The organism is Halomonas sp. C10-5, assembly GCF_057169305.1.
Genome location: NZ_CP175665.1, coordinates 1,751,514 through 1,775,078, shown reverse-complemented (window position 1 = coordinate 1,775,078; position 23,565 = coordinate 1,751,514). Strand labels below are relative to the sequence as shown.

22 protein-coding genes are annotated in these 23,565 nt (G+C 67.0%); 15 read left to right on the top strand and 7 right to left on the bottom strand.

Features of this window, described 5'->3' with window-relative positions:
• The first annotated feature begins 69 nt into the window (after window positions 1–69).
• The 11 genes from osmF to ACJ7IV_RS08250 all read left to right on the top strand — a co-directional run bounded on the left by osmF (window position 70) and on the right by ACJ7IV_RS08250 (window position 11,694).
• Complete coding sequence (gene osmF, locus ACJ7IV_RS08300) at window positions 70–981, top strand: glycine betaine ABC transporter substrate-binding protein OsmF (protein ID WP_483863980.1); 912 nt, start codon at window positions 70–72, stop codon at window positions 979–981.
• A gap of 7 nt (window positions 982–988) precedes the next feature.
• Window positions 989–2,167, top strand: coding sequence for an ABC transporter permease (locus ACJ7IV_RS08295; protein ID WP_483866564.1), 1,179 nt, complete (start codon window positions 989–991; stop codon window positions 2,165–2,167).
• Entirely contained in the window at window positions 2,164–3,120 is a 957-nt protein-coding gene (locus ACJ7IV_RS08290) for an ABC transporter ATP-binding protein (RefSeq protein WP_483863979.1), read from the top strand. Before ACJ7IV_RS08295 ends, ACJ7IV_RS08290 begins: the two co-directional genes overlap by 4 nt.
• Before the next feature lie 2 nt (window positions 3,121–3,122).
• On the top strand, window positions 3,123–3,848 hold the full coding sequence (locus ACJ7IV_RS08285) for an ABC transporter permease (protein ID WP_483866563.1): 726 nt from the start codon (window positions 3,123–3,125) through the stop codon (window positions 3,846–3,848).
• Between the two features lie 165 nt (window positions 3,849–4,013).
• Window positions 4,014–5,237 (top strand): thiamine pyrophosphate-dependent dehydrogenase E1 component subunit alpha, encoded by a 1,224-nt coding sequence (locus tag ACJ7IV_RS08280; RefSeq protein ID WP_483863978.1) that lies wholly within the window; start codon window positions 4,014–4,016, stop codon window positions 5,235–5,237.
• Window position 5,238: 1 nt separating this feature from the next.
• On the top strand, window positions 5,239–6,216 hold the full coding sequence (locus tag ACJ7IV_RS08275) for an alpha-ketoacid dehydrogenase subunit beta (RefSeq protein ID WP_483863977.1): 978 nt from the start codon (window positions 5,239–5,241) through the stop codon (window positions 6,214–6,216).
• 37 nt (window positions 6,217–6,253) lie between these two features.
• Window positions 6,254–7,882: a dihydrolipoyllysine-residue acetyltransferase gene (locus ACJ7IV_RS08270; RefSeq protein ID WP_483863976.1), complete on the top strand. Its 1,629-nt coding sequence runs from the start codon at window positions 6,254–6,256 to the stop codon at window positions 7,880–7,882.
• Window positions 7,883–7,886: 4 nt separating this feature from the next.
• Window positions 7,887–9,710, top strand: a complete 1,824-nt coding sequence (locus tag ACJ7IV_RS08265; protein ID WP_483863975.1) for a protein kinase domain-containing protein — start codon at window positions 7,887–7,889, stop codon at window positions 9,708–9,710.
• Between the two features lie 71 nt (window positions 9,711–9,781).
• Entirely contained in the window at window positions 9,782–10,183 is a 402-nt protein-coding gene (locus ACJ7IV_RS08260) for an antitoxin Xre-like helix-turn-helix domain-containing protein (protein ID WP_483863974.1), read from the top strand.
• A complete protein-coding gene (locus ACJ7IV_RS08255; protein ID WP_483863973.1) occupies window positions 10,177–10,869 on the top strand; it encodes an RES family NAD+ phosphorylase in 693 nt (230 codons plus the stop codon). Before ACJ7IV_RS08260 ends, ACJ7IV_RS08255 begins: the two co-directional genes overlap by 7 nt.
• A gap of 12 nt (window positions 10,870–10,881) precedes the next feature.
• Window positions 10,882–11,694, top strand: coding sequence for a hypothetical protein (locus ACJ7IV_RS08250; protein WP_483863972.1), 813 nt, complete (start codon window positions 10,882–10,884; stop codon window positions 11,692–11,694).
• Between the two features lie 118 nt (window positions 11,695–11,812).
• Here the strand turns inward: ACJ7IV_RS08250 and ACJ7IV_RS08245 are convergent, their stop codons facing one another.
• Window positions 11,813–12,025 carry a hypothetical protein gene (locus tag ACJ7IV_RS08245; protein ID WP_483863971.1) on the bottom strand — a complete coding sequence of 71 codons (213 nt, stop codon included), beginning with the start codon at window positions 12,023–12,025 and terminating at the stop codon, window positions 11,813–11,815.
• 165 nt (window positions 12,026–12,190) lie between these two features.
• Here ACJ7IV_RS08245 and sugE point away from each other — a divergent pair, with 165 nt between their 5' ends.
• Window positions 12,191–12,511 carry a quaternary ammonium compound efflux SMR transporter SugE gene (sugE, locus tag ACJ7IV_RS08240; RefSeq protein ID WP_483863970.1) on the top strand — a complete coding sequence of 107 codons (321 nt, stop codon included), beginning with the start codon at window positions 12,191–12,193 and terminating at the stop codon, window positions 12,509–12,511.
• Between the two features lie 15 nt (window positions 12,512–12,526).
• On the opposite strand, the gene csiR is transcribed toward sugE, so the two are convergent.
• Both csiR and ACJ7IV_RS08230 read right to left on the bottom strand, forming a co-directional pair.
• On the bottom strand, window positions 12,527–13,231 hold the full coding sequence (csiR, locus tag ACJ7IV_RS08235) for a DNA-binding transcriptional regulator CsiR (protein ID WP_483863969.1): 705 nt from the start codon (window positions 13,229–13,231) through the stop codon (window positions 12,527–12,529).
• Between the two features lie 63 nt (window positions 13,232–13,294).
• Window positions 13,295–15,043: a SulP family inorganic anion transporter gene (locus ACJ7IV_RS08230; RefSeq protein ID WP_483863968.1), complete on the bottom strand. Its 1,749-nt coding sequence runs from the start codon at window positions 15,041–15,043 to the stop codon at window positions 13,295–13,297.
• A gap of 118 nt (window positions 15,044–15,161) precedes the next feature.
• Here ACJ7IV_RS08230 and ACJ7IV_RS08225 point away from each other — a divergent pair, with 118 nt between their 5' ends.
• On the top strand, window positions 15,162–16,436 hold the full coding sequence (locus tag ACJ7IV_RS08225; protein WP_483863967.1) for an O-acetylhomoserine aminocarboxypropyltransferase/cysteine synthase family protein: 1,275 nt from the start codon (window positions 15,162–15,164) through the stop codon (window positions 16,434–16,436).
• A gap of 34 nt (window positions 16,437–16,470) precedes the next feature.
• On the opposite strand, the gene rarD is transcribed toward ACJ7IV_RS08225, so the two are convergent.
• A complete protein-coding gene (rarD, locus tag ACJ7IV_RS08220) occupies window positions 16,471–17,391 on the bottom strand; it encodes an EamA family transporter RarD (RefSeq protein WP_483863966.1) in 921 nt (306 codons plus the stop codon).
• Between the two features lie 130 nt (window positions 17,392–17,521).
• Between rarD and ACJ7IV_RS08215 the strand changes: the two genes are divergently transcribed.
• On the top strand, window positions 17,522–18,337 hold the full coding sequence (locus tag ACJ7IV_RS08215) for an amidohydrolase (RefSeq protein ID WP_483863965.1): 816 nt from the start codon (window positions 17,522–17,524) through the stop codon (window positions 18,335–18,337).
• Entirely contained in the window at window positions 18,337–19,035 is a 699-nt protein-coding gene (locus tag ACJ7IV_RS08210) for a pseudouridine synthase (protein WP_483863964.1), read from the top strand. The genes ACJ7IV_RS08215 and ACJ7IV_RS08210 overlap by 1 nt, the downstream gene beginning before the upstream one ends.
• Here the strand turns inward: ACJ7IV_RS08210 and ACJ7IV_RS08205 are convergent.
• From ACJ7IV_RS08205 to ACJ7IV_RS08195, 3 genes are all read right to left on the bottom strand, one after another.
• Window positions 19,032–20,804, bottom strand: coding sequence for a GGDEF domain-containing protein (locus tag ACJ7IV_RS08205; protein ID WP_483863963.1), 1,773 nt, complete (start codon window positions 20,802–20,804; stop codon window positions 19,032–19,034). The two genes, ACJ7IV_RS08210 and ACJ7IV_RS08205, sit on opposite strands and share 4 nt — an antisense overlap.
• An 82-nt stretch (window positions 20,805–20,886) precedes the next feature.
• Entirely contained in the window at window positions 20,887–22,473 is a 1,587-nt protein-coding gene (locus ACJ7IV_RS08200; protein WP_483863962.1) for an ABC transporter ATP-binding protein, read from the bottom strand.
• A complete protein-coding gene (locus tag ACJ7IV_RS08195) occupies window positions 22,466–23,563 on the bottom strand; it encodes an ABC transporter permease (protein WP_483863961.1) in 1,098 nt (365 codons plus the stop codon). The genes ACJ7IV_RS08200 and ACJ7IV_RS08195 overlap by 8 nt, the downstream gene beginning before the upstream one ends.
• Window positions 23,564–23,565: the final 2 nt, after the last annotated feature.

Here is a 23,565-nt window from a genome sequence, read left to right as displayed (position 1 = left end):
CACTGCAGGTATTCCCAGGTTTCCTTATACTTCAGCGTACATCCATGAACCGCCAGGTGGTATTTCGCCATGCGACACGCCCTGCTTCCCATCGCCAGCCTCGCCGCCGCCATTTCACTTGCCGCCACGCCTCTGCATGCCCAGGAACCGGTCACGGTCTCCTCCAAGATCGATACCGAGGGTTCAGTGCTGGGCGAGCTGATCATTCAGCGCCTCGAGGCCGGCGGTGTCGAGGTGGAGGAGCGCCTGCAGCTGGGCGCCACCAGTATCGTGCGCGAGGCGCTGCTGGCCGGTGAGATCGACCTCTACCCCGAGTACACCGGCAACGGGGCGTTCTTCTTCGACATGACCGACAGCGACGTCTGGCACGATCCCCAGGCCGCCTATGAGACGGTCCGTGAGCTGGACGCCGAGAACGACCTGACCTGGCTGACGCCGGCCTCGGCCAACAACACCTGGGCAATCAGCGTGCGTGGAGAGCTGGCCCGGGAACATGAGCTGGCCACCCTTGCGGACCTGGCGGCCTTCCTCGACGAGGGCGGGGAGATCAAGCTGGCCGCCAGCGCCGAGTTCGTCGAGTCCGAGCAGGCCCTGCCGGCGTTCCAGCGGGCCTATGGCTTCGAACTTGATGATGACCAGCTGCTGGTGCTCTCCGGTGGCAATACCGCCTCCACCATGCGCGCGGCTGCCCAGCAGACCAGCGGCGTCAATGCCGCCATGACCTATGGCACCGATGGCGGCCTCAAGGCGCTGGATCTGGTGGTACTGGAAGATACCCTGGGCGTTCAACCGGTCTACCAGCCGGCGCCAGTGGTGCGTGCCGAGGTTCTGGAGGCCTGGCCGGAGATCGAAAGTCTGTTGGCACCGGTCTTCGCGGCCCTGGACCTCGATACTCTTCAGCGGCTCAACGGTGATGTGGCGGTGAACGGGCGCGCCCCGGCCGATGTGGCCGCCGACTTCCTCTCCAGCCTGGAGGAGTAGGCGAGTGCTGCGCAGGGATGCGCCTATCAACCGGGTGATGCTGTCGCTGGCGCTGGTCGCGCTAGTGACCTGGCTTTCGCTCCCTCTGGGGAGCATCGCCCCCAATCGCATCGTGCCCGGCACGGCCCACGTCATCACATCGGCCATCGGCTGGCCGCTGTCGCTGGTGAGCTGTCTGCCGCTGCTAGGCCTTCTGATGCTGGCCTGGCGGCCCGGCCGAAATGTCTATCGCCTGGCGCTGGGCCTGACCCTGTTGCTGCTACTGGCACTGCCAGCCTGGCTGGCGCTGATGGCTCAGCAGCGCCTCGACCCCGAGCTGCCTCAGGCGCGGCTGGGTATCGGCGCGGCCTGGTGGCTGATGCTGTTCTGGCTCTCGCTGCTGTTGATTGAGCTGCGGACGCGCCTTGCCCTTGCCGGCTGGCGGTTGGCGCTGCTGATGCTGCCCGTGCTGGGCGGCTGGTGGTTGGCGGCCGGCTGGCTCGAGCCACTGGCGCTCTGGCAGGAGCTGGCTGGCCGCCGCAGTGCGTTCGTCGAGGCGGTGGTCGACCACCTGCTGCTGGTGGGTGGTGCCGTGGGGGCGAGCCTGCTGCTGGGCGCGGGCATTGCCCTGGCCATGCGCCAGAATCCGCGTGTCGAGCGTATCGGCTTCGCGCTTCTTAACTTCCTGCAGACCATTCCCAGCCTGGCGCTGTTTGGCCTGCTACTGGCGCCGCTGGCCTGGCTCGCCTCTCGGTTCGAGTGGCTCGCCGCATTCGGGGTGAGCGGGATCGGCTGGGCACCGGCCTTCCTGGCGCTGCTTGGTTATAGCCTGTTGCCCATGGTACGCAACACCTTCGTCGCCCTCTCCGAGGTGGATCCCGGCGTACTTGAGGCGGCGCGCGGCATGGGCATGAGCCGAGGCCAGGTGTTTCGCCAGGTGCGCCTGCCGCTGGCCCTGCCGGTGGTCATCGAGGGCGTGCGCATCACCACCGTCCAGGCGATCGGCTTGACCGCCGTGGCGGCGCTGATCGGCGCCGGGGGGCTGGGCACCTTCATCTTCCAGGGGCTGGGTCAGGCGGCCATGGATCTGGTGCTGCTAGGCGCCCTGCCGATACTGGTCATGGCGCTGGCCGCCGATGCCCTGCTGGGTGCCCTGACGCGGCGCCTCGATCACCGCACCGACCTGGCCCCGGGAGCCACCCCATGATCGAACTCAAGAGTGTCACCAAGCGTTTCGGTGGCGAGACGGCGGTGGATGCCATCTCGTTGACGGTGAATCGGGGTGAGCTGTGCGCCCTGGTGGGCACCTCGGGCTGTGGCAAGTCCACCACCCTGCGTATGATCAACCGCCTGATCGAGCATGATGGCGGCGAGATCCATATCGATGGGCGGCCGATTCGCGAGTTCGACGGGAAGATCCTGCGCCGCCGGATCGGCTATGCCATCCAGAGCACTGGGCTCTTTCCGCACTGGACCGTGGCCCGCAACATCGGCCTGGTGCCGCGGCTGCTCAAGTGGCCGGCGGACCGGGTCAACGCGCGTGTAGAGGAGCTGATGGCGCTGCTCGGGCTTTCGGTCGAGCAGTTCGCCGACAAGTACCCCTCCCAGCTGTCGGGTGGTCAGGCCCAGCGCGTGGGGGTGGCTCGGGCGCTGGCGGCGGATCCCGATATCCTGCTGATGGACGAGCCCTTCGGCGCCCTGGATCCGATCACCCGCGAGGGGCTGCAGGTCGAGCTGCGCGACCTGCAGTCACGCCTGCAGAAGACCATCGTCTTCGTGACCCACGACATGGATGAGGCTCTGGCGCTGGCCGACCGCCTGGTGGTGATGAATGCCGGACGCATCGTCCAGCAGGGCAGGCCGCTCGAGCTGCTGCGGGCACCGGCCGACGACTTCGTGGCGTCGCTGCTGGGCGGGGATGATCGCGGTCTCAAGGAGGCCGCCATCACTCGGGTCGCCGAGCGCATGCAACCGCTCTCGCCGCGTCTGCCGCCCCAGGCCCGGGTGCATCGCGACTCCACCCTGCGCCAGGCCCTGGCGGTGATGTTCCGTGAACATGCCGACAGGCTGGCGGTGGTCGACGACGAGGCGATGCCAGTGGGGGAGCTCTCGCTGCGGCGTATCGTCGGGGCGGGTCGCGAGGGAGGCAGTGACACGTGAGCATGGCCCTCCTGACACGCTGGTCCGCGCCGTTGGTCTGGCTCGCCCTGCTGCTGGCCCTGGCTCTGGGGGGCGAGTGGCTCGAGCCGCTGCTGCGCTGGAGCGAACCCGATGCCCGCCGGCTTCTCTACCCCCAGGCCGACCTGCTGACCTTGCTGGCGCGCCATGTGCAGGTGGTGGCGATCGCCTCCGGCCTGGCAGTGGTGATCGGGGTGGGGGCGGCGATCCTGGTGACGCGCCCCGGGGGGCGCGATTTCCTGCCCTTGGTGGCGCAGTTCGCCTCCATGGGACAGACCTTCCCCCCGGTGGCGGTGCTGGCCCTGGCGGTGCCGGTGCTGGGCTTTGGCACCTGGCCGATCATCGTGGCGCTGCTGCTCTATGGGCTGCTGCCGATCGTGCGCAATACCCTGGCGGGACTGGAAGGGCTCGATCCCGCGGTTGAGGAGGCCGCTCGCGGCATGGGCATGGGCGGCGGCCAGCGGTTATGGCAGGTGGAGCTGCCCCTCGCGGCACCGATCATCCTCGCCGGCATCCGCACCTCGGTCACCGTCAACATCGCCACGGCAGCGCTGGGGGCCACGGTGGGGGCGAGCAACCTCGGCGCGCCGATCATCGCCGGCATCGTCAACGGCAATACCGCCTATATCCTTCAAGGCGCCGTGATGATCGGCCTGCTGGCGCTGGCGGTTGATAGCTTGTTTGCCCGGTTGGTGCCAGCAAGGCAGTAATATCGTCTGCTGATATCGACCAAAGGTGAAGGCTTTTCTGCTGTCGATACTCGCCAGTTTACGTTAACGTCATCTCGGGTTGCGTTGATCCCTCGGGAGTGATCCTCCTGGCAAGGGGCGAGACAAGCGACAACACTGCCCTCAAAAGGGGGAGAGGATGACAAGATGACAACGACACAAGATATCCATTCGCCGCAGTTCCTCAGCGGCGACGAGTTCTCCATTCCGACCTTCCGCCTGCTGAAGCAGGACGGCAGCCTGTATGACAGTGCCGAGGCGCCCGAGCTCTCCCGCGAGCAGGCGCTGAAGATCTATCACGCCATGGTGGCCACCCGGGTGCTCGACGAGCGCATGATGGCGGCCCAGCGCCAGGGGCGGCTGTCGTTCTACATGCAGTGCACTGGCGAGGAGGCCGCGGTCATCGGTGCCACCGCGGCACTCGACGATGCCGACATGATCATGGCCCAGTACCGCGAGCAGGGTGCGCTGGTCTACCGCGGCTTCAGCTATGACGAGTTCATGAACCAGCTGTTCGGCAACGAGCTCGACTACGGCAAGGGTCGGCAGATGCCGATCCACTACGGCTCGCGCAAGCTGCACTACATGACCATCTCCTCGCCGTTGGCCACCCAGATTCCCCAGGCCGCCGGCTACGCCTACGGCCAGAAGCTCGCCGGCGAGGGCCACTGCACGCTGTGCTTCTTCGGCGAGGGCGCCGCCTCGGAAGGCGACTTCCACGCCGCGCTCAACATGGCCGCGGTGCACGAGGTGCCGGTGATCTTCTTCTGCCGCAACAACGGCTATGCGATCTCCACCCCCTCCATCGAGCAGTTCGCCGCCGATGGCGTGGCGCCGCGGGCCTTCGGCTACCGCATGCACGTGATCCGCGTCGACGGCAACGATATCCTGGCGGTGCTGTCGGCGACCCGCGAGGCGCGGCGCATCGCCGTGGAGCACAACAAGCCGGTGCTGATCGAAGCGATGAGCTATCGTCTGGCGGCCCACTCCTCCTCGGACGACCCCTCGGGCTATCGCTCGAAGAAGGAGGAGGAGGCTTGGCGCGAGAAGGATCCGATCCTGCGCATGCAGCACTGGCTGACCGAGCAGGGGTGGTGGAACGACGACGAGGAGAAGGCGCTGCAGGAGTCGCTGCGCCGCGAGGTGCTGGAGACCATGAAGCGCGCCGAGAAGCGCCCGCCGCCCCCGCTGGACAGCCTGGTCAGCGATGTCTATGCCGACGTCACCCCGGCGCTGCAGCGCCAGCTCGACCGCCTGAAGACCCATATCCGCCAGTATCCGGAGAGCTACCCGAAGGGGGCGCGCTCCCTCGACCCGGACGTGAAGGTTCGCGACAACGAAAGCGCAGCCGATGCTCAGGGAGGGGAGTGAGATGCCGACCATGAACATGCTGCAGGCGATCAATAACGCCCTGGATATCGCCATGGCCGAGGACGACAAGGTGCTCTGCTTCGGCGAGGACGTCGGCATCTTCGGCGGCGTCTTCCGCGCCACCAGCCACCTGCAGGAGAAGTACGGCCGCACGCGCTGCTTCAACACGCCGCTGGTGGAGCAGGGCATCATCGGCTTCGCCAACGGCCTGGCCGCCCAGGGCTCGGTGCCGGTGGCGGAGATCCAGTTCGCCGACTACATCTTTCCGGCCTTCGACCAGATCGTCAACGAGACCGCCAAGTTCCGCTATCGCTCCGGTGACCTGTTCAACGTCGGCGGCCTGACCATCCGTGCTCCTTACGGCGGAGGCATCTCCGGCGGGCTCTACCACTCCCAGTCGCCGGAGGCCTATTTCGCGCATACGCCGGGGCTCAAGATCGCGGTGCCGCGCAATCCCTACCAGGCCAAGGGTCTCCTGCTGGCGGCGATCCGCGATCCGGATCCGGTGCTGTTCTTCGAGCCCAAGCGTCTCTATCGCGCCTCCACCGGCGAGGTGCCCGAGGAGGACTACCAGCTGCTCCTCGGCGAGGCGGAGGTGACCCGCGAAGGCACCGACGTCACCGTGCTCGGCTGGGGAGCGCAGATGGAAGTGATCGACCGCGCCGTGGAGCTAGCCGAGAAGGAGGGCATCTCCTGCGAAGTGATCGACCTGCGCACCATCCTGCCCTGGGACGAGGAAAGCGTGGTGGAGTCGGTGCTCAAGACCGGGCGGCTGGTGATTACCCACGAGGCGCCGCTGACCGGCGGCTTCGCCGGCGAGATTGCCGCCACTGTTCAGGAACGCTGCTTCCTCTACCTGGAGTCGCCCATCGCCCGGGTGACCGGCCTGGATACCCCCTTCCCGCTGACTTTGGAGAAGGAGTATCTGCCGGACCACCTCAAGGTGTTCGAAGCGATCAGGGCCAGCGTGGCCTTCTGATCCGATATCGGAAGCGACCAGGACAGGAGTGAACCAGATGAGCGATTTCATGCTGCCCGATATCGGCGAAGGTATCGTGGAGTGCGAAGTAGTGGAGTGGCGCGTGGCCGAGGGCGACGTGATCGAGGAGGACCAGCCGGTGGTCGAGGTGATGACCGACAAGGCGCTGGTGGAGATCACCGCGCCGGAGGCGGGGCGCATTACCCGGCTGCATGTGGCGAAGGGTGATACGGCCCGCGTGCATGCCCCGCTGTTCGCCTACGAGGCCGAGGGTGAGGCAACCACCGAGGCGGCCGAGCCGTCGACCAGTGCCGCCGAGGAACCGGCCGCGCCGAAGCCGTCGTCTACGCCGGCAGCCACCGGGAGCGCGGCCAGCAAGGACTTTATCCTGCCCGATGTGGGCGAGGGGATCGTCGAGTGCGAGGTGGTCGAGTGGCGGGTCCAGGAGGGCGAGGCCATCGCCGAGGACCAGCCGGTGGTCGACGTGATGACCGACAAGGCGTTGGTGGAGATCACCGCCCCCGAGGCGGGGGTGGTGAGCAAGCTGCATGTTGCCCAGGGCGAGATCGCCCGGGTCCATGCGCCGCTCTATGCTTACCGCCCGGAACATGTCGAAGGCGAGGGTAGCGAGGTTTCCGGCGCCGCCGAGCCAGGGCCGAAGCCTGTGACCCGAAGTGTATCTTCCGACGATAGTGGCGATGCACGGGAGGCAGAGCCTGGCCGCGGCCCCTCAGAGCCTGGCCGGGGCCCCTACGGACGGATCCCCGCGGCGCCTGCGGTACGACGGCTGCTGCGCGAGCACGGCCTCTCACTGGAAACGGTCCCCGGCAGCGGCAAGCAGGGGCGCGTGCTCAAGGAGGATGTGCTGAGCTATCTAGAGAAGGGCGAGCTCGAGCAGGGCAAGGCGAGCGTCGCCGGCGAGAAGGCGACGGCCGCTTCCTCGAAGTCCCCCGCGCAGGGTGAGGTGCGCGTGGAGCCGCTGCGAGGCGTGCGCGCGGTAATGGCCAAGCGCATGGTGGAGGCGGCCAGCACCATTCCCCACTTCCAGTATGGGGAGGAGATCGATGTCACCGAGCTGCTGGCACTGCGCGAGCGGCTCAAGCCCCGCGCCGAGGCCGAGGGCGTGCGCCTGACGTTGATGCCCTTCTTCATGAAGGCCATGGCGCTGGCGGTGCGCGAGGCGCCGATCCTCAATGCGCGTCTCAACGAGGCGGTTGATGAGATCCACTACCTGCCCTCGGTCAACGTCGGCATGGCGGTGGATAGCCGTGCCGGCCTGCTGGTGCCCAACGTCAAGGGGGTGGAGGGGCTATCGCTGCTGGACATCGCCGCCGAGGTCGCGCGCCTTACCGAGGCGGCACGCTCGGGCAAGGTGGCCCAGGAGGACCTGCGGGAGGGCACCATCAGCATCTCCAATATCGGCGCCCTGGGCGGCACCTACGCCGCACCGATCATCAATGCCCCGGAGCTGGCTATCGTCGCCATCGGCAAGACCCAGTGGCTGCCGCGCTTCGATGCCGAGGATCGGGTGGTCAAGCGGGCGATCATGACCGTGACCTGGGCCGGCGATCACCGGGTCATCGACGGCGGCACCATCGCGCGCTTCTGCAATGCCTGGAAGGGCTACCTGGAAGCACCCGAGACGATGCTGCTTCACTTGAGCTGAGACCATGCCCCAGGCGCCCCTGCAGCAGTTCTATATCCCCGAGGAGCAGTCGGTCTACCTGCTCAGCCAGGACGACGCCCGCAAGCTCAAGGCCTGGGTGGCGCTCTGCCAGGAGCAGCTGGAGCAGCTTGGCTATCGGAATATCGAGCTGGTCGGCAAGGGCGCCTATGGCTTCGTCTTCGCCGGCGTCACCGCCGTGGGGGACCAGTACGTCTTCAAGTTCACCCGGGTCAACCTGCCCCAGCATCTGCAGGATCGCCTTGAGGAGGAGGCCTTCATGCTGGAGCAGGTCGACCATCCGCGGGTGCCGCGGCTGATCGCCTATCAGCGGGTGCGCCACCAGTCGATTCTGGTGATGCAGCGCGCGCCGGGGCTGAACCTCGAGGAGGTCTCCCTGCGCGAGGGGCGGCTTTCGCCGCGGCTGATCGTGCGCATCGCCGACCAGCTCGCCGATATCCTGCGCAGTCTGCGGCGCGAGTCGGGCCCCGCCGGCAAGCCCATCGTGCATGGCGATATCAAGCCCTCCAACCTGGTCTTCGATGACCGCGACGAGACCATCGCCCTGATCGACTGGGGCTCCTCGGTGTTCGCCCAGCTCGATGCCAACCAGCAGTTTGTGGCTTCCAATGTCATGGAGCTGATGTCCGACAACCTGCAGCAGACCAACGCCCGGCTGGGGGATGTCTACTTCATCGGCGAGGAGCAGTTGAACGGGGCGCTCTCCTCGCCGCGCTTCGACGAGCAGGGCGCCGCAGGCACCCTGTATGCGCTGGCCTCGGCGCAGTCCTGTCGCTTCGGCTACCACGCCATCCCGGCCACCTCGCTGGGCCTGCCGGTGGAGTTCGCGCGCATGCTCGATGGCATGCTCGACCCCGATCCACGCCTGCGTCTCAAGGCCGGTGACCACTTCATTCGCGAGATGCCGCGCCTGGCGCGCACCGTGATGATCGACCTGCCCGAGCCCGCCGAGGCGGCGCTGGTGCCGGTGTGGGCGCGCCCCACCAGCCGCGAGATCGATACCGTGGTGTACAGCTCGCGCAAGGCCTTCCTGCGCGAGGAGGGCGCGCCGGAGACCCTCAACGACGTCAATGACGTGCAGCTCGATCGCTACTACAAGAACTTCATGCAGGGCATGGGGGAGACCGAGAAGGCCTTCCTCGCCGCGGTGAGTCGCCTCGGCCGCTATCCGGTGGTGGGGGGGCTGGCGGTACGCTGGGAGAGCGACGGGGTGTATATCGACACCACCCTGAACCTGCATGATCCGGCGCTGAAGCCGGCCTTCATCGCCGCGGTCAACAACATGGTCAACCTGGCGCGGGCCATCTACCGTCGGGGGATCTTCAAGAGCTGCCTGTTCAATGCCCGCGATACTCTGCACCTGGAGCGTGAGAGCCCGGAGCAGTCGTTCGAGATCGAGCCGGGCATGCGGCTGCACTACGAGGTGAGTGCGGTGCCGGAACTGGAGGATCGGGCGCGCCTGCACAGCTACTTCGAGGATGGCCCCGACCCCGAGGAGTTCCTGGTGCTGCCCGAGGCGATCATCACCTCGCTGGAGGCCCTCAACGATATCCACCACACCGGCATGATCATCTTCGAGGCGCTGCCGGCGCATCTGAAGATCCACAGCTACTACCGCCTGCTGGATCCCTCCCGGGAGGCCGAGTTCCGTGCCCGGCTGGAGGAGATCCTCGCTGCCGTGGGGCTGATCGAGGGACTCGGCGTCTCCGGCTTCATGAAGATGCCCTACAAGGACACCCGCTTTTTCCCCCATGTGGAGCGTCAGCCCGAGCGGTTCTACCCGCGCAATCCACGTCAGGTCTTCGACTAGAACGTTCCGTGTCTCGTGATGGGTTTATGCTATTATTGTGTCTGTAGATACATGGCGCAAAGGGGTTAACCATGGCCACCATGGAAGCACCGGCAACCGACAGGTCGAAAAGTGCCACTGGGTTGAAGACTGCCGTCGCGATACTGGAGAAATGGGGAGCGAGCGGTGAACAGGTCGCGGCAATCCTGAGGGTATCGCGCAGTACTTATGCCCGGGCCAAGCGAGCTGACCCCGAGTGGCGGGTCAGCCTGGACGAGGATCAGCTGACACGTGTCAGCCTGGTGCTTAACCTCCATGCAAGCCTGCGGGTCCTCTTTGACAATCCCTGCAACCTCTATGGCTTTATGGCCATGGCCAACCATAATGCGCCGTTCCATGGACGCTCGCCGCTCGAGGTGATTTCGGGTGGCAACATCCTGGCGCTCTACGATGTCTTTCGCCATATCGATAGCCTGCGAGGCGCCCAGTGGTAGCACTGTCATCGCTACCGCGGCTGGTGGCGGGTGAGCAGCAGGGCTATCGCCTGGTCAACTCCAAGTTCCCACCCATCCACCTCTTCGACGATGTCGCCAGTGCGGATGAGTTCCAGGCTCTCTATGAGCTCCAGGCATTGACCAACTCCCGGCTACGCGCCGAGGTGGGGGACCTGAGTCTGCTGCCCATCGAGGAGATCCCCTTTGATACCCCGGGCTGCTCCTATGCCGTGGCACCTTTCACCCACGTCAATCCGGCAGGGTCGCGCTTCAGCTCGGGAGAGTACGGTGTTCTATATATTGCTGATGCCATGGCTACGGCACTGTCCGAGGTGCGGCATCATCAGGAGGCCTACTGGCGCAATGTGGCCGATCTTAACTATGAGCGCTTCGTGTTGCGTGGCTTGAAATGCCGATTCCATGAGTCAGCCATGCTGGATGCTCTCGGACTCCGGGCAACTCACCCGATCTATGACCCGGATGACTACACGGCGGCCCGGACATTGGGGCAAAGCGTTAAACGCGCCGGCCTGCCGGGGCTTCGTTACCGCTCGGTACGCCGTCCCGGTGCCGCCTGCTGGGCGCTGCTGACCCCGAAACCGGTGATCTCCATGGTCCAGACCGCTCACTATGAGATGGTCTGGAATGGCACTATCACCGGCGTTAACCGGCTGTCCACCCCCTGAACAGGAACCCAGATGTTAGAGCCGATGCTGTTCAAGCTGCTGGCCACCGCCGGCATCGTCATCCTCGTCGCCCTGGCGGTGGCCCGGGTGGGGCCGCGCCTGGGCGGCATCCTGGCCGGCACCCCGGTGATCCTTGGGCCCGGTTACTTCTTCATGCTGCGCGAACAGGCTCCGGCCTTCGTGCAGGAGGCGGTGCTCTCGACATTGCATGCACTGGTGGCGACGCTGCTGTTCACGGTCTGCTTCGTGATCAGCGCCGCCCGGCTATCGGCATTGAAGAGCCTGAGCCTTGCGAGCCTGCTGTGGGTACCGGCGGCGCTGCTGTTCACCCAACTGCCGGGTGGGCTGATGGGCGCCCTGGGCGCCTACCTGGCGGTGCTGCTGGTGGCCGAAGGGATCAATCGCTGGCTCAGGCTGGGGCAGCCGGTAGTGGTGGCGAGCTCGGGGTGGCTCGACCTGCTCTTGCGGGGCCTGCTGGCCGGTGGGCTGGTAAGCATTGCCACCACCCTGGCGGCCCGGGCGGGACCGGGCTTCTCTGGCATCATCCTGGGGTTTCCGGCCGGCATCCTGACCATCGCCTGGGCGCTGCATGAACGCTACGGGGCTGAGGTGGCACGCATGACGGTGAGCATGACCCAGCGGGGCATGCTCAGCCTGCTGGCCTTCTGTACGGTGAGCTATCTCGGCGTGGGGCTGCTGCCCGGGATGGTGGTGTTCGCGCTCTCCCTGGCGGCCTCGATGGCCACCAGCTTCCTGCTGTTCATGTTCAGCCTGTGGCGGGCACGGCGGCGGTATGCCTGGCAGCCTACGGCGAGAGCCGAGTGAGAGCGTGCTGGCGACAGGCTGCCGAGCCCCGGCGCGCCGCGGAGGTGCCGTCGACCTCTCCCCCAGCGGCCGAGTTACCCGGGAGGCGGGGGGGACGTTGAGGCGTGAACCTGGCCGCTCACGCCCCCAGCCCGCTCTCGCGCAGCAGCTGGTCGATGCTGGTGGCCGCCCGGGTAGAGTGGGACCCCTCCAGTAGCAGTTCGGCCTCGAGGGACGCGACACCGCTTTCCAGGCAGCGTTCGATAAGCAGCGTCTTGCTCAGGCCGGTGGCCTGGGCGAGGTGCTCGAGACGTTCCTCCAGTTCACGCGGAAGTCGCAGCAGATGAGGCATGTCACGTTCTCCATTATTAGAGGCTTGCCGTGTTACCCGACATTGGCCATCCTTGCAGGCCTTCATGTCGCTACCATGACAGATTTTCTGGAGTGTGGCACCGGGACGACCCGGCTTGCCTTCCACGCTGCGGGGACGGCCTCGCCAAGCAAGGGATGAACGACCATGGGAATGGCCTGGATGCTGCTGGTCCTGGCGGGGCTGCTGGAGGTGGCCTGGGCACTGGGACTCAAGGCCTCGGAGGGCTTCACGCGGCTGTGGCCCAGCCTGTTTACCGTGACCACCATGCTGGTGAGTTTCTATCTGCTGGCCCAGGCCATGAAGGCGCTGCCGGTCGGCACTGCCTATGCGGTGTGGGTGGGTATCGGGGCGCTGGGCACCGTGGTGCTGGGCATCCTGATCTACGGCGACAGCGCCTCTCCGCTGCGCCTGGCCAGCCTGGCGCTGGTCCTGGTGGGGCTGGTCGGCCTCAAGCTGGCCGGCTGACAGAGGGACTTCCCCTCAGGCCAGCCCTTGCTGACGCATGGCCTCGGTGATGATCGGCACCGGCGTCATCAGGTGCTCGCGCATCATCTCGGTGGCGCGCTCGGTATCCCGGGCCAGGATCACCTCGACCAACTCGGCGTGCTCCTGATGCTTGCGCGCCAAGGCCTCCTGGGAGAGCACCGTCTCGCGCAGCCAGAGATGGCGATAGCGCTCCACCTGGTCGAACAGGCTGTCGCGGATCTGCAGCAGGTGCGGCGAGCGACAGCCACTGACGATGGCGGTATGGAAGGCCTGGTGGCGTGTGTCCCAGACGTCGAGCAACTCGTCGGTGGAGTCGACCTTCATCACCTTGGAGAGGGTGTGGGCCCGAGCCAGGATCTCGGCTTCCCAGCTGTCGTCGCCGCGCTCGATGGCGAGCCTGAGCAGCAGGCCTTCGACCTGGGCCCGGGCGTCGTAGATATCGGCGAGCTCGGCCAGTGACATCGGCGCCACCCGGAAGCCGCGCTGGCTGATAGCCACCACCAGCCGCTCCGCCACCAGTTGGGAGAGCGCCTCGCGCAGGGGGCCGACGCCCAGGTCGTAGCGCTCCTTCAGCCGGCTCATCAGCAGCTTCTCGCCGGGCTTGAAGACGTTGCGGATGATGTCCTTCTTCAGGCGATGATAGGCGCTGATGCCGAGGTTCTCGCGGGTCGCCGCAGTGTCGAGAGTCGATGAGTCCATGCTGTCGTCATTTTGTCCATGTGCCTGACATGATAGCCGAATATCGCCACACTCGATAATCCCTCACCGGGCTCCGTCCGACTCCTCGCTGTCGGTGTCCTTCGCCGGGGGCGGCTTGAGTGCCTGCCAGGCCGCGTAGGTGCTGAGGAATACCCGCCCCGTCAGGTCATCCAGAAAATCGCTGCGCTTCAGGCGGTCCATTACCGGGCCCTTGACCTCGGCCAGGTGCAGCGTCACTTCCGCCTCCCTGAGGCGTTCGTTGATGGCGTCCAGGCTCTCCAGTGCCGAGGCATCGATCAGGTTGACCGCCGAGCAGATCAGCACCACGTGTTCCAGTCCCGGCTGGCGCGCCACCATGCGCAGCACCGTGTCCTCCAGGTAACGCGCATTGGCGAAATAGAGGCTCTCGTCGATGCGCAGGAAGGCCACGCTGCTCAGGGTCTCGACCTCGTGGCGCTGGGTGCTGCGGAAGTGCTCAGTATCCGGGATGCGGCCCACCACCGCGCTGTGGGGGCGGCTGGTGCGGTAGAGGAAGAGCCCGATGGAGAGCAGCACGCCGCTGATGATACCGGCCTCGACGCCCTCCACCAGCGTCAGCAGGATGGTTACCGCCATGGCCGAGAAGTCGCTGCGCGAGTAGCGCCAGGTCTGGCGAATCAGCGGGATATCGACCAGGGTAAGGATCGCCACGGTGATGGTGGCGGCCAGGGTGGCGATGGGCAGGTGGTGCAGCAGCGGGGTGAACAGCAGCGTCACCAGGCCGATGCCCAGGGCGGCGAAGAGGCCGGCCAGTGGTGTCTGGGCCCCCGCCTCGTCGTTGATCACGGTGCGCGAGAGCCCCCCGGTCACCGGCATGCCCGCGGTGAAGGCCGCGGCCAGGTTGGCGCCGCCCAGCCCGACCAGCTCCTGGTTGGGCGAGATGCGCTGGCGACGCTTGGCGGCGAGCATTTGGGCCATGGATATCGACTCCACGAAGCCCACCACGCTGATCAGCAGGGCGGGAATCAGCAGGGCGCGCCACAGGGTGAGATCCATGCTCGGCAGGGTCAGCGGTGGCAGCCCGGCGGGAATGGCGCCGACCACGGCGACGCCGCGCTCGGCGAGTCCCAGCTGCCAGCTGAGCAGGGTGGTGGCAACTACCGCCAGCACCGGGCCGCTGCGCGCCACCAGGCCGGCGGTGGAAGCGGCCAGCCCCAGTCGCGTCAGCAGGCGGGTGGCATAGCGGCGGCTGACGACCAGGAAGAGCAGGGTACCCAGGCCTATCGCCAGTGTGAGCCAGTGCAACCGATGGAGCTGCCCGGCGAGGCTGGTCAGCAGGTCGAGGGCGTTATAGCCACTGGCCGAGATCCCCGCCAGGTGGGCTGTCTGGCTGATGGCGATCAACAGCGCCGAGGAGGAGAGGAAGCCGGCGATCACCGGGTGGCTCAGGAAGTTGGCGAAGAAGCCCAGGCGCAGCAGGCCCATGGCCACCAGCATCGCACCGGAGAGCAGCGACAGCACCAGTGCCGCCTGCAGGTAGGCGGCGCTGCCTGGCATGGCCACATTGGAGAGCGCTGCGCCGGTCATCAGCGCGATGATTGCCACGGGGCCGATCGCCAGAGTGCGACTGGTGCCAAGCAGGGCATAGAGCACCGCCGGCAGCAGGCTGGCATAGAGCCCCACCACGGCGGGCAGCCCGGCGAGCAGCGCATAGGCCAGCGACTGGGGGATCACCATCACGGTGACGATCACCCCTGCCAGCAGGTCGGCCCCCAGCAGGCGTCGGTTGTAGTGGGGCAGCCAGGTGAGTACCGGCAGATAGCGCTTGAGCATCCTGTCCCTGATCGGCTTGGGGAATAAGGCGTTAGCCTAAACGATATTAGTGCTTGCGTTCAGGGTTGGTTAGCATCAGGTAAAACCGACAACACCCCACAACATGCAAGGACACGCCATGCAACGCGAAACCATCGCCCTCCATCACGGCTATGCCCCCGACGACCAGCACGCGGTGGCGGTTCCGATCCACCAGACCACCTCGTTTGCCTTCGATAGCGCCCAGCATGCCGCGGACCTGTTCGACCTCAAGGTCGAGGGCAACATCTACTCGCGGATCATGAATCCGACCTGCGCCGTGCTCGAGCAGCGGGTCGCGGCGCTGGAGGGCGGCATCGCCGGCCTGGCGGTGGCTTCGGGCATGGCGGCGATTACCTACGCCATCCAGACCATCGCCGAGGCGGGCGACAATATCGTCTCCATCAGCGAGCTCTACGGCGGCACCTACAACCTCTTCGCCCATACCCTGCCGCGCCAGGGCATCCAGGTGCGCTTCGCCGACAGGGATGACCTGGCCGGCCTCGAGGGGCTGATCGACGAGCGCACCAAGGCGGTGTTCTGTGAGAGTGTCGGCAACCCCTCCGGCGGCGTGGTCGACATGCAGGCCCTGGCCGAGGTCGCCCATCGCCACGGTGTGCCGGTGATCGTCGACAACACCGTGCCCACACCCTTCCTGTGGCGACCCATCGAGCATGGGGCCGATATCGTCATCCATTCGGCCACCAAGTATATCGGTGGCCATGGCACCACCGTGGGTGGGGTGATCGTCGACTCCGGCAAGTTTCCCTGGGCCGACAATGCCGAGCGTTTCCCGCTGCTCAACGAGCCGGATGTCTCCTACCATGGCGTCTGCTATACCCGTGACCTGGGCGAGGCGGCCTTCATCGGGCGTGCCCGGGTCGTTCCGTTGCGCAACATGGGGGCGGCACTCTCCGCCCAGGCCGCCTGGCAGCTGCTGCAGGGCCTCGAGACCCTGGGACTGCGCATCGAACGCATCTGTGACAATGCCCAGCGCATCGCCGAGTACCTGCAGGGCCACGATGCCGTGACCTGGGTGCAGTATGCCGGCCTCGAGAACCACAAGGACCACGCCCTGGCGCAGAAGTACATGGGCGGTCGCGCCTCAGGCATCCTCAGCTTCGGCATCAAGGGCGGCCGCGAGGCCGGCGCGCGCTTCTACGATGCCCTGGGGCTGGTGCTGCGCCTGGTCAATATCGGCGACGCCAAGACCTGCTCGTCGATCCCGGCCGCCACCACCCACCGCCAGCTCAATGACGAGGAACTGGTCAAGGCGGGCGTGACCGCCGACATGGTGCGTCTCTCCATCGGCATCGAGCATGTCGACGACATCATCGCGGACCTCGATCAGGCGCTGGCGACAAGCCAGGCTTGAGACGTCCCGGGGCCGCTCACGGTCCCGGTTTTTGCTATTTCCCGGCCGGCTGCGTGACCTCACGCGGCCGGCTTTGCCATGCCGACCACGAGTAGAGGGCGAGTCCGGTCCAGATCAGCACGAAAGTGATCAGCTGCGCACCGGATAGCGCTTCGCCGAACACCAGCAGGGCGATCAGGAACTGGATGGTGGGGTTGAGGTACATCAGGAAGCCCAGTGTTGCCAGGCGAAGTCGCCTGGCGGCCCCGGCGAAGGCGAGCAGCGGCAGGGCGGTGATCACCCCGCTGGCGATCAGCAGCAGAGTGGTCCGCGTGTCCCCCAGGAAGTGCGAGAGGTCGGCCTGGGTCAGCCAGCCCAGGGCGACCAGCCCCAGGGGCAGCAGCAGCAGGGTCTCCACGAACAACCCCGAGAGGCCATCCAGGGGCACCTGCTTGCGCAGCAGGCCGTAGGTGCCGAAGGAGAAGGCCAGCGCCAGGCTGATCCACGGCAGCTCGCCGAGCAGCACCAGCTGGATGAGGATCGCCACGGCGGCCAGCGCCACCGCCACCGCCTGCAGGCGGTGCATGGTCTCGCGCAGCACCAGCATGCCCAGTGCCACGTTGACCAGCGGGGTCATGAAGTAGCCGAGACTGGCCTGGAGCACATGGCGGGTCTCCACCGAATAGATGTAGAGCCCCCAGTTGAAGGCGATCAGCAGCGCGCAGCCGAGTACCCGTCCCAGGCGCCGGGGCTGGGCCAGGGCCTCGCGGATCGGTGCCCAGCGCCCGAGCAGGGTCACCAGGCCGACCAGGAACAGGCAGGACCACAGCACCCGGTGAATCAGGATCTCGAAGGCGGGCACCCCCTCGAACAGCGCGAAGAACAGCGGGAAGCAGCCCCACATGCCGTAGGCGGCCAGACCGAACATGACGCCCTGACGGGCCTCGCGATCGGCGGGGGGAGTGGCGATAGACATCGTGAACCTCGTGGCGAAACAATCCGCCAACTTAGCAGGCTATTGGGCGCCGTTCCACGCTGCCGGCTGACGCTGGTCGCCACTCTGGGGTAGTCTGGGCGCCAATAACGTCACCGCGAGGGGAAGAAGGATGAGCGAGCTGAGAACCACCCTGGTGCAGTGTGACCTGCGCTGGGAGGATCCGGCGGCCAACTGCCGGATGCTGGAGGAGACCCTGGGCGATCTCGGCAGCGAGCAGACCGACCTGATCGTGCTGCCGGAGATGTTCGCCACTGGCTTCACCATGAACTCCCGTGAGATGGCCGAACCCTTGGGCGAGAGCGCGACCGTCGCCTGGCTGCGCGAGCAGGCCTGGCAGCGCGGCTGCGTGGTCACCGGCAGCGTGGCGATCGTCGAGAATGGCGACTATTACAATCGTCTGGTGTGGGCGCGCCCGGATGGCTCCTGTGCCACCTATGACAAGCGCCACCTGTTCCGCATGGCTGGCGAGCACGAGCGCTATGCCATGGGGCACGAGCGGGTGATCGTCGAGCTCAAGGGCTTCCGTATCCTGCTCAGCGTCTGCTACGACCTGCGCTTTCCGGTCTGGCTGCGTCAGCAGCCCGGCGAGGGCGAGCATTTCGAGTATGACGTCCTGCTGTGCGTGGCCAACTGGCCGGCGCCGCGGCGCCACCCCTGGCGTGTCCTGCTGCAGGCCCGCGCCATCGAGAACCTGTGTCCGGTGATCGGCGTCAACCGCGTCGGCGAGGATGCCAAGGGGCTGCCCTATGCCGGGGACTCTATGCTCATCGATGCCAAGGGGGAGGCCCTGATCGACGAGCCCGAGGGCAGCGCCTTCGTCAAGACCGCCAGCCTCTCGCTGGACGAGCTGCGGGCCTTCCGCGACAAGTTTCCCGCCTGGCGTGATGCCGACCATTTCAGTCTCGCGGATGGGGTAGGCAGCTGATGCGTCTCGATCGTTTCCTGAGTGAATCCACCGAGCTGACCCGCAGCCTGGCCAAGAAGGCGATGCACCGCGGCGAGGTCAGCGTCGACGGTGAAGTGGTCAAGAACCCGGCCACCCAGGTGGACGAGACCCGCCGGGTGACCTGGAACGGCCAGCCGCTCGCCCTGGTGGGGCTGCGCTACGTGATGCTGCACAAGCCGGCCGGGGTGGAGTGCACGGCGCGCCGGACCCTCTATCCCCGGGCCATTGACCTGATCGAGCTGCCCATGCTCGAGCGCCTGCAGACGGTGGGGCGTCTGGACGTGGACACCACCGGCCTGGTGCTGCTCACCGACGATGGCCAGTGGTCGCATCGTGTCACCTCGCCCAAGCGGCGTTGTGGCAAGGTCTACCGGGTGACCCTCGCCGAGCCGCTCGAGGGCAGTGCCCTCGATGACGCTATCGCCCGCTTCGCCGAGGGGCTGCTGCTCGACGGCGAGGAGAAGCCAACCCGTCCCGCCGAGCTCGCCATGCGCGAACCCACCGTCGCCGAGCTGACCCTCTTCGAGGGCAAGTATCATCAGGTGAAGCGGATGTTCGCGGCCATCGGCCATCACGTCGTGGCCCTGCACCGTGAGTCCATCGGCCCGCTGTCGCTGGGTGATCTTGCCGAGGGCGAGTGGCGCGAGCTCAGCGCCGAGGAGGTCGCGGCCTTCTAGCCAGCGGCGGCCGGCGGCAGGGGCTCGGCGGCGAGCGATGACCAGGTGGCGCTGCGATTGCGCCCCTGGTATTTCGCCTGGTAGAGCGCCTTGTCGGCCAGGCCCAGCAGGGCGATGGGTTCCCGGGAGTGGCAGGGATAGGTGGCCACGCCGCAGGAGAGGGTGACCGTCGGCAGCGCCTGGTCTCCGTGGTGCAGGGTCAGCCGTCGGACCCGTTCAACCAGCTCGCCGGCCCGGGCCTCGGCGCGTTCGGTCGTGGCGCCGGGGAGCAGGGCGACGAACTCCTCGCCTCCCATGCGACACACCACGTCGGCGTCGCGGAAGTGATCCTGGAGCAGTTCGGCCACCGCCATCAGCACGCTGTCACCCGCCTCGTGGCCATAGCGGTCGTTGATCTGTTTGAAGTGGTCGAGGTCGATCATGATCAGCGAGAGCGGCGACCCCTCGCGATCGGCACGGCTCGCCTCGTGCTGCATCAGTTCGTCGAAGTAGCGACGATTCTTGAGCCCGGTGAGCGGGTCCTCGTAGGAGAAGCCCTCGAGCTTGCGTACCAGGCAGTCGAGCTTGGCGGTCCGCTCGCGAACCTGCTCCTCGAGGTGCCGGTTGAGGCGCGACAGCTGGCGCTGGGTCCGGCGGTAGTGCCATAGCGATACCCCCACGATAGCCAGCGAGAAGGCCAGCAGCCCCAGGCTGACCGGTACCTTGCGCCAGTCCAGCAGGCCATGGGCGACCGCCATGTCCGCCAACAGCAGCCCCGCCATCACCGCGAAACTGCCGATGATCCAGCGCTGCTCGGCTTCCAGGCGATGCAAGTGCCAGGCGGCCAGCGCCAGCATCAGTGGCAGGGTGATCGCCAGCATAAGGTCGAAGGGCGGAAAGGTGCTGGCCACGGTCACCAGGCCCAGCTGGCTGAGCGCCAGTGCGCCGAGCAGGTAGGCCAGATGCAGGCGCCATAGCACCCCCATGCAGCGTTGCGGTGTCCCCTCCAGCCAGTGCGTGAGCAGCAACCCCATGCCTATCGGCAGCGTGAAGTAGCCGGCCGCGGCCAGGCTGTCCCACAGCAGCGGGCGGTCGAGGAGCAGCTGGCTGAACTGGGTTTCGGCGAGGATCATGGTGCTGGCCGCCAGCGAGAAGAGGGACACCGCGCCCAGGCTATGACGCTGCGCCCCGATCAGCGCGAAGCTGCCGGCGAGCAGGGCGAGGAGCAGCGAGAAGGCGCTGATCACCACATCCTGCCAGGAGCGCTGCACGATCATCGTCAGCACATCCAGGCGATCCATGACCCTCGCCTCGCCCCACAGGCCGATGTCGGTGTAGTCGGAGAAGACCCTGACATGCAGCGTCTTGCCGGCGAAGTCTTCGGGCAGCTCGATCATGTGCCAGGGCCAGCCGGCGAAGCGGCCACGGCCCTGATCGTCGAACTCCCCGTAGTGGTAGAGCGGCTCCCCGTCCAGGTAGAACTGGGCGATCAGGTCGATGCTGTAGATGTAGATCACCGGGTCGCGCCACTCCCCGTCGGGGAGCACCGTGCGTAGCCAGAGGTGCTCCTGCCCGGCACGACCGGGGGGATTGGACGGGAAATCGATGGCTTGCCACGCGCTGCTGTCGGCGTCATCGAGCCAGGTGGGGGTGCCCGAGGCATCCCGGGGAGAGTCTCCCCAGCGCCACTCCCAGCCGACAAGGTCTCTGGGCGGCGCGGTGGCCGCCAGCAGCGCTTCGGATAGCAACAGGCTCAGCAGGACGGTGACAGCAAGGATCAGGGAGCGCATGGGACACCCATGGTTTACAAGGGTGCGCCGAGTATAGGCCAGAGCCGGTGGCCCGGCCCTGTTCATTTGCAGGGGAAATGCCTCATCCGCTGGCCGACAGCCCGGCGGCCCTGACCAGTGCCCGGGTGTAGTCGCTGCGCGGTTGCTTCAGCACCTCGCGGCAGCTGCCTGCCTCGACCACCTCGCCCTCCTTGAGCACCATGACGCGGTGGGCCATGGCGCGCACCACCGCCAGGTCATGGCTGATGAACAGGTAGCTCATGCCGCGGCGCGCCTGGAGGTCGCGCAACAGGGCTACCAGCTGCTTCTGGACGGTGCGGTCCAGCGCCGAGGTGGGCTCGTCGAGCACCAGCAGGGCGGGTTCGAGGATGATCGCCCTGGCCACGGCGATGCGCTGACGCTGGCCACCGGAGAACTCGTGGGGGTAGCGGTCGGCGCAGTCGGCCGGCAGGCCCACCTCGCGCAGGGTGTCGGCCACCCGGCGGCGCACCTCGCTCTCGGCGAGTTCCGGGTGGTGAAAGCGCAGCCCCTCGCTGACGATCTCGGCGACCGGCAGGCGCGGTGAGAGCGAGCCATAGGGATCCTGGAAGACGATCTGCACCTGCTGGCGCATGCGGCGCAGGGCACCACCGGAGAGGGTATCCAGCCGGGTGTCATCGAGGTGGATCTCGCCGTGGCTCTCCACCAGGCGCAGCAACGCCATGGCCAGGGTGGTCTTGCCGGAACCGGACTCGCCGACGATGCCCAGCGTCTCGCCGCGACCCAGGGTGAGCGACAGCGGCCTGACCGCCTCGAAGGCGGGCGGGCGCGGCATGAAGAGCTTCCTGGGGCGCTGGAAGCGCACGCCCAGGCGTTCGGCGCGCAGCAGAGGTTGTTGCGTCGAGCTGACCGGCTCGGGGCGCCCCTCGGGCTCGGCCTCCAGCAGGGTGCGGGTGTAGGCGCTCTGGGGTGAGGCGAACACACGCTCCACCGGCCCCGTCTCCTGCTCGCGGCCCTGGTAGAGCACGCAGACCCGGTCGGCGTGGCGGCGCACCAGGTTGAGGTCGTGGGTGATGAACAGCATGCCCATGCCGTGGTGGTCGCGCAGCTCGGCGAGCAGGGCGAGGATCTCCTGCTGCACGGTGACATCCAGCGCCGTGGTCGGCTCGTCGGCGATCAGCAGCTCCGGGTCGTTGGCGATGGCCATGGCGATCATCACTCGCTGACGCTGGCCGCCGGAGAGCTGGTGCGGCCAGGCGTCGACCAGCTCTTCGGCGCGAGGCAGCTTGACCTGGGCCAGCAGCTCGATGACCCGGGTGCGTGCCGCACGTCCGGAGAGTCCCTGGTGCAGGCGCAGGGTCTCGCCGATCTGCTTGCCCACGGTATGCAGGGGGTTGAGCGAGGTCATCGGCTCCTGGAACACGAAGCCCACCCGGCCACCACGCAGGCCCTGCCAGTCGCGGTGGCGCAGGCGCGCCAGGTCGGTATCACCCAGCCATCGCCCGCCGCTGACGCTGGCATTGCCCGGCAGCAGGTTCATGGCGCCCAGCGCCGACACCGACTTGCCGGAGCCGGACTCGCCCACCAATGCCAGGGTCTCGCCGCGCCCGACGATGAGGTTCAGGCGGTCGACCACGGTGACGCCGTCGAAGGCGATGGAGAACTCCTCGAGACGCAGCAGATCAGGCATCGGCGGGACTCCTCTCGACGGCCGGGGCCGGGGCAGGGTGTTGGATATGGCGAGGGTCGAAGGCGTCGCGCAGCCCCTCGCCGATGAACACCAGCAGCGACAGCATCAGCGACAGGCTGACGAAGGCGGTGATGCCGAGCCAGGGGGCATGCAGGTTGTTCTTGCCCTGGGCCACCAGTTCACCCAGTGACGGCGAGCCCGGCGGCAGACCGAAGCCCAGGAAGTCCAGCGCGGTGAGGGTAGTGATGGCGCCGGTAAACAGGAAGGGGATGAAGGTCAGGGTGGCGACCATGGCGTTGGGCAGCACATGGCGCCACATGATCAGCCGCGGGGTCAGGCCCATGGCGCGCGCGGCGCGCACGTACTCCAGGTTGCGGGCGCGCAGGAACTCAGCGCGCACCACGTCGACCAGGCCCAGCCATGAGAACAGCAGCATGATCCCCAGCAGCCACCAGAAGCCGGGCTGCACGAAGCTGGCCAGGATGATCAGCAGGAAGAGCACCGGCAGCCCCTGCCAGATCTCGGTGAAGCGCTGGCCGATCAGGTCGGTCTTGCCACCGAAATAGCCCTGGATGCCGCCGACCAGCACACCCAGAGCCAGCGAGCCGGCGGTGAGTACCAGGGCGAAGGCCACCGACAGGCGGAAGCCGTAGATTACCCGGGCCAGCACATCGCGACCCTGGTCGTCGGTGCCCAGCCAGTGCCGCCCATCGGGGGGCGCCGGGGAGGGGCGCATCATCTGCATGTCCAGGGTCTGGTAGGAAAAAGGCACCGGTGGCCACAGCGCCCAGCCATGTTCCTTGATTTGGGCGCGCACGAAGGGGTCGTGATAGTCGGTGGTGGTTGGCAGGAAACCGCCGAACTCGGTCTCCGGGTAGTCGACCAGCAGCGGCACGTACCACTGGCCGTCGTAGTGCATCACCAGCGGCTTGTCGTTGGCGATCAGCTCGGCGGCGAGGCTGACCACGAAGAGCGCCAGGAACACCCACAGCGAGACCCAGGCGCGGCGATTGGCGCGGAACACGCCGAAGCGGCGCCGGGTGATCGGCGAGAAGCGTCCCGCCAGGGTGGTGAGAAAGCTAGCGGCCATCG